Here is an 11,581-nt window from a genome sequence, read left to right on the forward strand (position 1 = left end):
GGGTGGGAGGAAGCCCGTATCGCCGCCGGACCGCGGCCGCCACCCCCGGCCGTCAGGCCAATCGCGGCAGCTCCGCCTCCGTCACCGCGCCCAGCAGCCCCTCGCCGCGTACGAAGCGCTCCACCTCCGCCGCCGCGTACTCGCCGAGGCGTCGCAGCTCGCTGCCCTGCACGCCCGCGACGTGTGGGGTGACCAGCACGTTCGGCAGGGCGTACAGGGGGTGGTCGGGCGGCAGCGGTTCGGGGTCGGTGACGTCCAGATACGCGTTCAGGCGGCCGGTCGCGCACTCGTGGGTCAGCGCCTCCGTGTCGAGCAGGGAGCCGCGGGCGGTGTTGATGACCGTGCCGCCGTCGGGGATGAGGGCGAGGCGGCGGGCGTCCAGCAGGTGCCGGGTTTCGGGGAGTTCGGGGGCGTGGACGCTGACGATGCTCGACTCGCGGCACAGGACGTCGAGTTCGACCGGCTCGGCGCCGAGCGCGATCGCCTCCGCCGCCGGGAGGTACGGGTCGTACACGAGGACGCGGTGGCGGCGGCCGGAGGCGGCGAGGCGGGTGAGGACGCCGCGGCCGATGCGGGAGGCGCCGATGATGCCGATGGTGCGGTCGTCCAGGCCCTCGCGGAGCGCCAGCGGCTGCCGGCGGCCGACGTAGTCGCGGGCGGCGGGGAGCACCTGCTTTCCGGCGAAGGTGATGGCCGCGAGGGTGAAGTCGACGACCGGGCCCGCGTTGGCGTCGGCCGCCGAGGAGACCGCGATGCCGCGGCGCCAGACCGCCTCCGTGGCCAGCTGTTTCACCGATCCGGCGGCGTGGATCACCGCCCGCAGCCGGCCGGCGCCGGCGAGCACCTGCTCGGTCAGCGGCGGGCAGCTCCAGCAGGTGACCAGCAGATCGATGCCGGCCAGGCGCCCCGTGAGGTCGCCGGAGAGCGGATCGGGGAGCAGCTGGGTGAGCTTCGCGACGCGGTCGCGGACCTCGCCGGGCAGCACGATGTCCGCCTCCTCGGCTGACATGGCGAGTGCTGCGGTGAGGCGTTCGGCCACGGGGCCCCCAAAAGCGATAGTAACCGTTTTCGCGATGAGATCGCAGGCTAGGACGCCGCTCCCCCAAGGTCAAGGAAAGTTCCGGGGGTTGGAGCATTGACCTCGTCGTAGTAACCGCTTTAGATTCCCGGTCATCTTCACCGATGACGGCGACAACAGAGGGGCACGTGGTGCTGTACAAGCCCGTCAAACAGCCCGAAACCAAGCGGAATCAGCGCTGGAAACGGTTCCACCGCGACCGCGTGCTCCTGCTCCTCATGCTGCCCGGACTCGGCTACTTCCTGGTCTTCCACTACGGCGCGCTGCTCGGCAACGTCATCGCCTTCAAGGAGTACGTGCCGTTCGTCGGCCTCTGGGACAGCCCCTGGGTCGGCTTCGACAACTTCTCCGCGATGTTCTCCGACGGCGACTTCTGGCACGCCGTCTGGAACACCCTCTTCATCGCCGTCCTGCAGCTGATCTTCTTCTTCCCGGCCCCGCTCGCCCTGGCGCTGCTGCTGCACAGCCTGACCTCGGACCTGCTGCGGCGGTTCGTCCAGTCGGTCGTCTACCTGCCGCACTTCCTGTCCTGGGTGATCGTCGTCGCCCTCTTCCAGCAGATCCTCGGCGGCGCCGGACTGCTCAACGGCTTCCTCGGCGACGCGGGCCTCAACACCGTCGACATCATCGGCAACCCCGACGCGTTCAAGCCGCTGGTCGTCGCCCAGGTGATCTGGAAGGACGGCGGCTGGGGCACGATCATCTTCCTCGCCGCGCTGATGCAGGTGAACGAGCAGCTCTACGAGTCCGCCGCGCTCGACGGCGCGGGCCCCTGGCGCCGCTTCTGGCACGTCACGCTGCCGCAGATCCGCCCCATCGTCATCCTGCTGCTGATCATGCGGCTCGGCGAGATCCTCTCCGTCGGCTTCGAGCAGATGCTGCTCCAGCGCGACGCCTACGGCCCCGAGGCCGCCGAGATCATCGACACCTTCGTCTACTACCAGGGCCTGGTCAACGGCAACTTCGGCTACGCCGCCGCGGCCGGCCTCTTCAAGGGCGTGGTCGGCGCCGCCCTCGTCTACACCGCCAACAAGCTCGCCCACCGCCTCGGCGAACAGGGGGTCTACAGGTGATCAGCAGAACAGCCGCGGCCCGGCCCGCCTGGATGGAGAAGCCGAAGCCGCTCACCCTCGTCGCCAAGGGCGTGGCGCTGGTCGTCGTGCTCGGGATCGTCATCATGCCGTTCGTGGTGGTCGTGGCGACGAGCCTCGCCTCCAACAAGGAGGTCGTCGCCAACGGCGGCTGGGTGCTGTGGCCTAGCGAGCCGACGCTGCGCGCGTACCGGCAGATCTTCAACGGCGGCATCGTCACCGACGCGCTGTGGGTGAGCATCGGCATCACCGTCGTCGGCACCGCGGCCAGCATGCTCTGCACGGTGCTGCTCGCCTACGCGCTCGCCCGCCCCAAGGTGTACGGCGCCAAGCCGGTGCTCCTGCTGGTGCTCTTCACCTTCCTCTTCCCGCCCGGCATGATCCCGGCGTATCTGCTGGTCAAGGAGCTCGGCCTGCTGGACGCGTACGGCGCCGTGATCCTGCCCGTGCTCATCAACGTCTTCAACCTGGTCGTCATGCGCGGCTTCTTCCAGGGCATCCCGGAAGAGCTGTACGAGGCCGCCAGGCTCGACGGCGCAAGCGAGTGGAAGATCCTCCGGGTCGTCGTCATCCCGCTGTCCAAGGCGGTGCTCGCCGTCGTCGGGCTCTTCTACGCGGTGTCCTACTGGAACGCCTGGTTCCACGCCTCCATCTACCTGGAGCAGGACCACTGGCCGCTGCAGCAGGTGCTCCGCACCTACGTCATCGGCGGCGCCCAGCTCGCCGACTCCGGCGCCGCCGAGGCGGGAAATGTCGCCGCCCCGCAGACCATCCAGATGGCCGTCCTCGTGGTGGCCACCGTCCCGATCCTCCTGGTCTACCCGTTCCTGCAGAAGTACTTCACCAAGGGCGTGCTCACCGGCGCCATCAAGAGCTGAGAGGGAATCAGAGATGACTGCACCGATGTCCCGCCGGACCCTGATGCGCGCCATCGGCGCCGGGGGCGCCGCGCTGGCCGCGCCGTCGCTGCTCACCGCCTGCGGCGGTGGCGGGGACACCGGCGGATCGGTCTCCAACAAGGGGTCCAAGCTGGCTCCTTGGCCGGCGTACACCCCGGTCACCAAGGGCCCGAAGCCGGATCTGCCGGGCACCGCCGACGGCATCCAGAACGGCTACCTGAAGTACCCGGGCGAGCTGTTCAAGGCGTACAACGACAAGCCGGGCGACGGCTCCACCATCCACATGATGTGCCTGACCTACGGCACCGCCCCGGTCCCGTACGCGAAGAACCTCTACTGGCAGAAGGTCGCCGAGGCACTCGGCGTGAAGATCAAGCTCACCGCGGTGCCGGCCGCCGACTTCACCAAGAAGATGGCGACCGTGATGGCGGGCAATGAGCTGCCCGACATCCTCAGCATCGGCGGCGGCTACACCCTGCCGCGCGAGGCGCAGTTCGTGAAGTCGCAGATGGCCGACCTGTCGGAGCACCTGTCCGGCGACAGCATCAAGGACTATCCGCACCTGGCCGCCATCCCCACCTACGCCTGGGAGGGCATGGGCCGGATCGGCGGCGGGATCTACGGGGTGCCGGTCGAGCGGCCCAAGTTCCAGGACGTGCTCTTCTACAACAAGGAGATGTACGAGAAGGCCGGCTACCAGGACGGCATGCCGGTGGCCGACTTCGCCGCCATGGCGAAGAAGGTCTCCCGCGCCAAGAAGTACGCGTTCGGCGCCGCCGTCGGCCCGAACCCGTTCGGCTACCGCACCCACGCCCTGTGGCACGGCGCCCCGAACCTGTGGCAGCACCAGGGCGGCTCGTTCACCACCATGTGGGGCCACGACAGCTTCAAGGACTCGCTGGAGCTGATGGCCCGGATGCACAAGGACGGCACCTGGCACCCGGACTCCGCCGCCATGGCGCCGCCGGACCTCAAGACCAAGTACTACAACGGCACGGTCGGCGGCCTGACCGACGGCTTCATGGCGATGATCGGCAATCTGCAGATGAATCAGGACGCCTTCAACATCGGCCTGGCCCTGCCGTACAAGGCGGGCGGCGAGCAGCAGGCGATGCAGAGCCGCGGCATGTTCGGCTACACGGTGCTGAAGAAGGCGCCCGAGAAGCGGATCAAGATGCTGCTGAGCCTGCTCGACTACCTCGCCTCGCCGTTCGGCAGTGAGGAGTTCGAGCTGATCCACTACGGCGTGGAGGGCACCCACTTCAAGCGCGACAAGGACAACAACCCGGTGAAGAACGAGAAGGGCCTCACCGAGGTGGCCTCCCCCAACACGCCCTTCACCAACATCGCCGACGCCCCCCAGCCGCTGCACTACCCCGGCTTCCCCGAGGACACCAAGCGCGTCCACGACTGGCAGAAGGAGACCCTCCCGCTGCTGGTGCCGGACGACCACTGGGGCCTGCAGTCCGCGGCCTTCACCGCCAAGGGCGCGACGCTGGAGCAGCAGCTGGCCGACGGCGTCTCGGCGATCGTCACCGGCCGCAAGCCGGTGTCGTCGTGGGACGAGGTCTACAAGAAGTGGCAGAGCGGCGGCGGCAAGACAGCGGTCGAGGAGTTCGCGGAGGAGTACGCGGCGGCCAAAAAGGCCGCCAAATAGGCTGCGAAGTAGTCTCTTCAGGTACGGGCCGGGCCTGCCGCCGCGCAGGTCCCGGCCCCCGACGTCAGGAGGGCCGGTGGACCGGCGCGTGACCATCCGCGATGTGGCCGCCCAGGCGGGCGTGTCCGTCGCGACCGTCTCCCGGGTGCTCGCGGGCAACTACCCGACCTCGACCGGCGCCCGCAACAAGGTCATGCGCGCGGTCAAGGACCTCGATTACGTGCCGAACGCGCACGCCCGCGGCCTCGCCGGCAGCGGGCGCAAGACGGTGGCGGTGCTGCTGTCGGCGGTCGACAGCCCCTTCTACGCCGCCATCGCCCACGGCGTGGAGGCGGAGGCCGCCGAGCGCGACATGCTCTCGCTGGTCTGCCAGACCGGCGGCGATCCGGAGCGGGAGCTGGCGCTGGTGCAGATGATGCGCGAGCAGCACGCCGAGATCGTGGTGCTGGCCGGCGGCGTGGTCGAGGACGACGAATACCGCGAGCGGATCACCCGCTACGCGGAGGCGCTCGCGGCGGCCGGGACGCGGCTGGTCCTGTGCGGCCGCCCCGCACCGGTCGCGGACGTCCCTGCCGTGATCCTCGAGTACGACAACCGGTCGGGCTCGTACGCCATCGCCAGCCACCTGCTGGCGGCGGGGCACCGGAAGGTCGCGTACGTCGGGCATGTGCCGGGCCTGTCGACGAGCGAGCAGCGGGTGGCGGGCTTCCGCGACGCGCTGGCGGCCTTCGGGCTGCCCGAGTCGGCGGCCACCGTGGTGCACTGCGACTTCGGCGAGGAGGAGGGGCGCGAGGCGATGCACGGGCTGCTCGACAAGAGCGGCGGCGCCCCGGAGTACACGGCCGTCTTCGGCGCCGACGACTGGGTGGCCGCGGGCGTCATCCGGGCGCTGCATGAGCGCGGTTACACCGTCCCCGCCGACGTCTCGGTGGTCGGCTACAACGACGACCCGTACGCCGCCCACCTCAATCCGCCGCTCACCACCGTGCACATCCCCGGTGAGGAACTCGGCCGCACGGCCGTCCGGATGGCGCTGCGCGCGACCGCCCGCACCGGCGGCGGTCCCCGTCAGGAGCGGCAGCTCCTGGGCACGCACATCGTGGTCCGCGACTCCGTGGGCCGTCTGGACTGAACATCGCGGCGATACGCCGCACCCAGCGACCGCCGGGAATGCTCACAATCCAGTCCGGTAGAATGTAAGGCGTGGCCAGCCATGTGAAGCGGGCGTTCAAGTACCGCTTCTATCCGACCGATGTGCAGGCAGCTGAGCTGTCGCGCACGTTCGGATGCGTGCGCACGGTCTACAACATGGCCCTTGCCGCTCGCACCGAAGCGTGGGCGCGGCAGGAGCGAACCACCTACAACGCGTCGTCGGCGATGCTGACGGCGTGGAAGAAGACGGAGGAACTCGCCTACCTGAACGAGGTCTCCTCGGTCCCGCTCCAGCAGACGTTGCGGCACCTGCAGACGGCGTTCACGAACTTCTTTGCCAAGCGGGCGAGATACCCGCGTTTCAAATCGCTCAAGAAGTCCCGCGCGTCGGCCGAGTACACGTCCTCTGCGTTCCGGTTCCGGAACGGGAAGCTAACGCTCGCCAAGATGAAGGGCCCTTTGGCAATCGTTTGGTCCCGCCCGCTGCCCGCAGGAGCGAAGCCGTCCACGGTGACCGTCTCCCGCGACAGTGCGGGCCGGTGGTTCGTGTCCCTCCTGGTCGAGGATCCGGCCGTTCAGGCACTTCCGGCCTCTGACGCTGCGGTCGGCATCGACGTGGGCCTGGACCATCTCCTCACCCTCTCGACTGGTGAGAAGATCGCCAACCCACGCCATGAACGTCGTGACCGGGCACGGCTCGCCCAGGCCGAGCGGGCGGTGTCCCGCAAAGTCAAGGGCTCCAACAACAGGGCCAAGGCGCGCCGTAAGGCCGCCAAGGTGCACGCCCGGATCGCCGACCGGCGCCGGGATTACCTGCACAAGCTCTCCACTCGACTCGTGCGTGAGAACCAAACGCTCGTGATCGAGGACCTGACCGTGCGCAATATGGTGAAGAACCGGAGTCTGGCCCGCGCGATCAGTGATGCGGCATGGGCAGAGTTCCGGAGCTTGCTGGAGTACAAGGCCGCCTGGTACGGACGGGAGGTGGTCGTGGTCGACCGCTTCTTCCCCTCCTCCAAGCTGTGCTCCGGCTGCGGCGCCCTGCAAAGCAAGATGCCGCTGCGCGTTCGGACCTGGACGTGCGACAGCTGCGGTACGACCCATGACCGGGACGTGAACGCCGCCGAGAATCTCCTGGCCGTCGGGCTGACGGTTTCGGCCTGTGGAGCCGGTGTAAGACCTCAACGGAGAACTCCGGGCGGGCAGTCGGCGACGAAGCAGGAAACCCATGGGGCGACCCGAGGAATCCCCCGCCCTCAGGCGGATGGACGAAGCCAACAAGGACATACTCACCTTCCCCCCTCGCCGGCAACGTCTTCGGCCGGGCGCCGGTCTTCATCGGGCTGATCACCGAGCCCGGACGCACTGATACACGAGCTCAAGGAGGCCCTGCCCGATGACCTCAGCTGAGGCGACCCGCCGGCACCACGCCGACCATGTCCGTACGCTCCTCGACGACCTCGACGCCGCCGCTCCCCAGCAGGTCACCGCGGCCGCGGAGGTGCTGCTCGACTGCATCGCCGACGGGGGTGTCATCCATGCCGCAGGGGCCGGGCATTCGCTGGCGATGGTGTGCGAGATGTTCTACCGCGCGGGCGGTCTCGCGTGTGTCCGGCCGGTGTGGGACCCCGAGGTCTTCCCGCTGCCGAACGCGATCGGCTCCACCGCCGTGGAGCGGGAACCGGGGCGCGGGCGGGCGGTGGTCGAGCGGGCCGCGCCCGCGGCGCCGGACGTCATGGTGGTGTTCTCCACCAGCGGGCGCAATCCGTATCCGGTGGAGATCGCGCAGGAGGCGCTGGCGCGCGGGCTGAAGGTGATCGCGGTGACCTCGCTGGAGGCGTCGGCCAAGGCTTCCGACCGGAGTGGTACGCGGCTGGCCGACCACGCGACGGTGGTGCTCGACAACCGGGTGCCGCCGGGGGATGTCGTGCATCCGCCGCAACAGCCGCGGACGGCCGCGGTGTCGACGGTGCTGGCCGCGTATCTGTGGTCGCAGGTGCTGGTCGAGGTCGACGCGCTGGCGACCGCCCGCGGGGTGGAGCTGCCCCGCTGGGTGAGCGCCAACGTGCCCGGCGGCGACGAGGCGAACAAGGCACTGCTGGAGCGGTACGGGCCGCGGATCCCGGAGCTGGGCGCCGGGGCCTAAGACCAAGGTCCGAACCGGCACGGGTCCATAAGCAGAGGCGCCGGGCCCCCTCGGTCTCCTACGTTCGGAAGCGTCACACCGGGCCGTACGCGCTGGCACGCGACGCTGAGAACGTGGGAGACCGAGCGATGCAGGCGAACAACTCCGCAGGCCACTGGAGCGGCGACGAGCTGGACCTGGACGGCTATCTGAACCGCATCGGGTTCACCGGCGAGCGCGCGCCGACCCTGGCAACGCTCGGCCGCCTGCAGCGCGCCCACACCACGAGCATTCCGTTCGAGAACGTCCACGCGGTGCTCGGGAAGCCGTTGCCGATCGACCTCGCCTCGGTGCAGGAGCGGCTGGTCGGCCGGCGCCGGGGCGGATATTGCTACGAGCACGTGGCGCTGTTCGCCGCGGCGCTGGAGCGCCTCGGCTTCGGCGTCACCGTGGTCACCGGACGCGTGACACTCGGTTTCGACCGGATCACCCCGGCCACGCACGCCCTCGTCGTCGTGCGCTGCGCGGACGACGACCGCGACTGGCTGTGCGACGTCGGCTTCGGCTCCGGTCCCACGGCACCGATCGAGCTCGCCGACGGGGCGGAGGTGGAGGGGGAGGGCTGGCGGCACCGGCTCGAGCGGCGGCCCGATGAGTGGGGCGACACGTGGTGGCTGCTGCAGTACGGCCCGGAGGGCTGGACCGACCGGCACACCTTCCGCCTCGTGCCGCAGTATCCGATCGACTTCGCGGTCGGCAGCCATTTCGTCGACACCCACCCGCGGTCCCCCTTCGTCAAGCGGCTGTTCGCGCAGCGGTTCACGGGGCGGGAGCACCATGTGCTCGACGCGACCGTCTGGACCACGTCCTTCCCGGACGGGACCAGCACGAGGCAGGAGATCGAGCCCGAGCAGGTCGGCAAGCTGCTCGCGGAGGTCTTCGATATCGCGCCGGCGCCTGAGGAGCTGGACCGGATCCTCGGGTAACCGGTTAACCGAGTCTTAAGGAAATTGCGCCAACTCCCCTTGTGCGGCCTCTTGTCAGCCATAGCAAGCGGTTACATGCTATGCGGCACGTCTCGCGACACGAGCCCCGGGAGTGTGCCCATGTCCCTCGTTCCTCGGATCAGCCGCCGCAGTGTGCTGGGCGGCGCGGCCGCCGCCGGCGCGGTGCTTCTTGCGGCACCGCCCGCGTCGGCGGCGTCGGCGGCGGCTTCGGCGGCGGACGAGTACGACACGCTGCTGCAGCGCGCCGAAGAGCTCATGACCGGCGGGGAGTTCGACCCGGCCGACCCCGACTTCGCCGCCGCGCTCGGCAAGCTCGGCGCCGAGGCCGCCAAGTGGTGGGACTCGATGGACCGCTCCGCGGGCCGCACCGCCGTCTGGCCCGACCTCACGCCGGTCTCCGACCCGGAGAAGTTCGGCCAGAGCTACCCGCGGCTGAAGACCCTCGCCACCGCCTGGGCCACCCCCGGCACCCCGCTCACCGGCAAGGCCGAGGTGGCCCAGGCGGTCGTCGACGCACTGCGCTTCCTGCACGACGGCGGCTACCGCCCGGACGCCACCCAGACCGGCAACTGGTGGTTCTGGGAAATAGGTTCACCCCGCGCCATGCTCGACACGTGCGTGCTGCTGCGCGCCCAGGTCCCGGCCGCCGACCTCGCCGACTACCTGGCCACCGTGCAGAAGTGGTGCCCGAACGCCGACAAGCGGGTGGTCAACGGCGCCATCGAGACCGGCGGCAACCGCTCCGACAAGGCCGTCATCGTCGCCCTGCACGGCCTGCTGGCCCGCGACGCCGCCAAGGTCGCCTCCGCCCGCGACAGCCTCTCCGACGTGGCCGGCGGCGGCAAGAACAGCCTCTTCGGCTACGTCACCAGCGGCGACGGCATCTACGAGGACGGCTCGCTGATCCAGCACGGCACGGTGGCCTACACCGGCACGTACGGGAATGTGCTGCTGGCCGGCACGGCGCACATCCTCGCGCTGCTCGGCGGCTCGACCTGGAAGGTGACCGACCCCAAGGTCTCGGTGATCTTCGACGCCATCGAGCGGGCCTTCTCCCCGGTCGTCTTCGACGGCCTGATGATGGACACCCAGAACGGCCGGGCGGTCTCCCGCGTCAAGGCCAACGACGCCACCAACGGCGCCGCGACCATCTCCAACATGCTGCTGCTCGCCCTCGGCGCCCCGGCCGGCCACGCCGCCCGCTGGCGCGCCCTCGCCAAGGGCTGGATCACCCGCAACAAGGCGGTCCCCTACCTCGCGGCCGCCGCCATCCCGCAGCTCACCCGCGCCCGGGCCGTCCTCGACGACGCGGCCGTGCCGGCCGCGCCCCGGCTCACCGGCGCGCACGTCTTCGCGGACATGGACCGGGTGGTGCAGCGCCGCCCCGGCTGGGCGCTGAGCCTCGGCCTGTCGTCGGCGCGGGTGGCGGCGTACGAGTGCGGCAACTTCGAGAACAAGAAGGCCTGGTATCAGGGCGACGGCACCACCTACGTCTACGTGCCCGACGACCTCGCCCACTACGGCGACGCCTACTGGGCGACGGTGAACCCGTACCGGCTGCCGGGCACGACCGTCGACACCAGGGAGCGGGCGAAGGTCGGCGACGCGGCCGGCACCAAGATCTACCAGCCGAAGAACAGGACCGCGGGCGGCGCCGCGCTCGGCAAGCGCTATGCGGCGGCGGCCATGGATCTGATCGCGGACGGCTCGACGCTGCGCGCGAAGAAGGCCTGGTTCACCTTCGACGGCGCCGTCATCGCGCTCGGCGCCGGGATCACGTCGAGCGACGGCCGCACCATCGAGACCATCGTCGAGAATCGCCACCTGCACGCGTCCGGCACCAACCGCCTCCTCGTGGACGGCGCCGCCCAACCCGGCACCCAGGGCTGGTCGAAGAGCTTCGCGGGCGCCGGCTGGGCGCATCTGCAGGGCACCGGCGGCTACGTCTTCCCGGGCAAGGCCGCGATACGGGCGCTGCGCGAGGAGCGCACCGGCAACTGGGCCGACATCAACACCGGTGCGGACACGGGCGGCACGGCGGACCCGATCACGCGGCGGTACGTGACGCTGTGGTGCGACCACGGGAAGTCCCCGGCGGATGCCACGTACGCGTACGTGCTGCTCCCCGGCGCTTCGGCCGCCACGACCGCGGCATGGGCGGCCGCCAACCCGGTCTCGATCGTCGCCAACTCCCCCACCGTGCAGGCCGTCGAGTCCCGCCGCGACGGCGTCCTCGCCGCGCACTTCTGGGCGGAGGGCAGCGCGGCCGGGCTGCGCTGCTCCGGGTCTGCGACGGTGCTGGTGCAGCGGCGGGACGACGGCATCGAGGTGGCCGTCGCGGATTCGTCGCGCACGCAGGAGACGGTACGGATCGAGCTGCCGTTCCCCGCCACGAAGGTGGTCTCCGCCGACGACACGGTCTCGGTCGAGACCGGCCGCCGCCCGGTGCTCACCGTGAAGACCGCCGGCTCCCGCGGCCACACCCACGCGGCGAAGCTGGCCTGACCGCGGCCCCCGGGCGCCGTCTTCCCCGCGGTGGCGCCCGGAGGGCCGTATCCAATCCCCCCTCCCC

Annotated in this window: 9 protein-coding genes; 8 read left to right on the forward strand and 1 reads right to left on the reverse strand. The window is 70.3% G+C overall.

Features of this window, described 5'->3' with window-relative positions; genetic code table 11:
* Positions 1–52 precede the first annotated feature (52 nt).
* The gene (locus G5C51_RS34545; RefSeq protein WP_338118406.1) at positions 53–1,039 is read right to left on the reverse strand and encodes a hydroxyacid dehydrogenase; all 987 of its coding nucleotides are present in this window, start codon (positions 1,037–1,039) and stop codon (positions 53–55) included.
* 257 nt (positions 1,040–1,296) lie between these two features.
* Between G5C51_RS34545 and G5C51_RS34550 the strand changes: the two genes are divergently transcribed.
* From G5C51_RS34550 to G5C51_RS34585, 8 genes are all read left to right on the forward strand, one after another.
* Positions 1,297–2,151 (forward strand): ABC transporter permease, encoded by an 855-nt coding sequence (locus G5C51_RS34550; protein WP_165243491.1) that lies wholly within the window; start codon positions 1,297–1,299, stop codon positions 2,149–2,151.
* A 32-nt stretch (positions 2,152–2,183) separates the two neighbouring features.
* Positions 2,184–3,047 carry a carbohydrate ABC transporter permease gene (locus G5C51_RS34555; protein ID WP_165243494.1) on the forward strand — a complete coding sequence of 288 codons (864 nt, stop codon included), beginning with the start codon at positions 2,184–2,186 and terminating at the stop codon, positions 3,045–3,047.
* Between the two features lie 13 nt (positions 3,048–3,060).
* Positions 3,061–4,725, forward strand: coding sequence for a type 2 periplasmic-binding domain-containing protein (locus G5C51_RS34560; RefSeq protein ID WP_240930122.1), 1,665 nt, complete (start codon positions 3,061–3,063; stop codon positions 4,723–4,725).
* A 76-nt stretch (positions 4,726–4,801) separates the two neighbouring features.
* Complete coding sequence (locus tag G5C51_RS34565; RefSeq protein WP_165243479.1) at positions 4,802–5,857, forward strand: substrate-binding domain-containing protein; 1,056 nt, start codon at positions 4,802–4,804, stop codon at positions 5,855–5,857.
* Positions 5,858–5,928: 71 nt separating this feature from the next.
* Positions 5,929–7,224: an RNA-guided endonuclease InsQ/TnpB family protein gene (locus G5C51_RS34570; RefSeq protein WP_338118407.1), complete on the forward strand. Its 1,296-nt coding sequence runs from the start codon at positions 5,929–5,931 to the stop codon at positions 7,222–7,224.
* Between the two features lie 49 nt (positions 7,225–7,273).
* A complete protein-coding gene (locus G5C51_RS34575) occupies positions 7,274–8,023 on the forward strand; it encodes an SIS domain-containing protein (protein ID WP_165243482.1) in 750 nt (249 codons plus the stop codon).
* Positions 8,024–8,136: 113 nt separating this feature from the next.
* Positions 8,137–8,988, forward strand: coding sequence for an arylamine N-acetyltransferase family protein (locus tag G5C51_RS34580; RefSeq protein WP_338118408.1), 852 nt, complete (start codon positions 8,137–8,139; stop codon positions 8,986–8,988).
* A gap of 120 nt (positions 8,989–9,108) precedes the next feature.
* Positions 9,109–11,514: a polysaccharide lyase 8 family protein gene (locus G5C51_RS34585; protein WP_165243485.1), complete on the forward strand. Its 2,406-nt coding sequence runs from the start codon at positions 9,109–9,111 to the stop codon at positions 11,512–11,514.
* Positions 11,515–11,581: the final 67 nt, after the last annotated feature.

Source organism: Streptomyces coryli (assembly GCF_011044975.1).
In the GTDB taxonomy this organism is placed as follows: domain Bacteria; phylum Actinomycetota; class Actinomycetes; order Streptomycetales; family Streptomycetaceae; genus Streptomyces; species Streptomyces coryli.

Coding starts and splice junctions, on each gene's coding strand:
- G5C51_RS34585 (WP_165243485.1), top strand. CDS start 9,109: ATGTCCCTCGTTCCTCGGATCAGCCGCCGCAGTGTGCTGGGCGGCGCG.
- G5C51_RS34575 (WP_165243482.1), top strand. CDS start 7,274: ATGACCTCAGCTGAGGCGACCCGCCGGCACCACGCCGACCATGTCCGT.
- G5C51_RS34555 (WP_165243494.1), top strand. CDS start 2,184: ATGGAGAAGCCGAAGCCGCTCACCCTCGTCGCCAAGGGCGTGGCGCTG.
- G5C51_RS34550 (WP_165243491.1), top strand. CDS start 1,297: ATGCTGCCCGGACTCGGCTACTTCCTGGTCTTCCACTACGGCGCGCTG.
- G5C51_RS34560 (WP_240930122.1), top strand. CDS start 3,061: ATGACTGCACCGATGTCCCGCCGGACCCTGATGCGCGCCATCGGCGCC.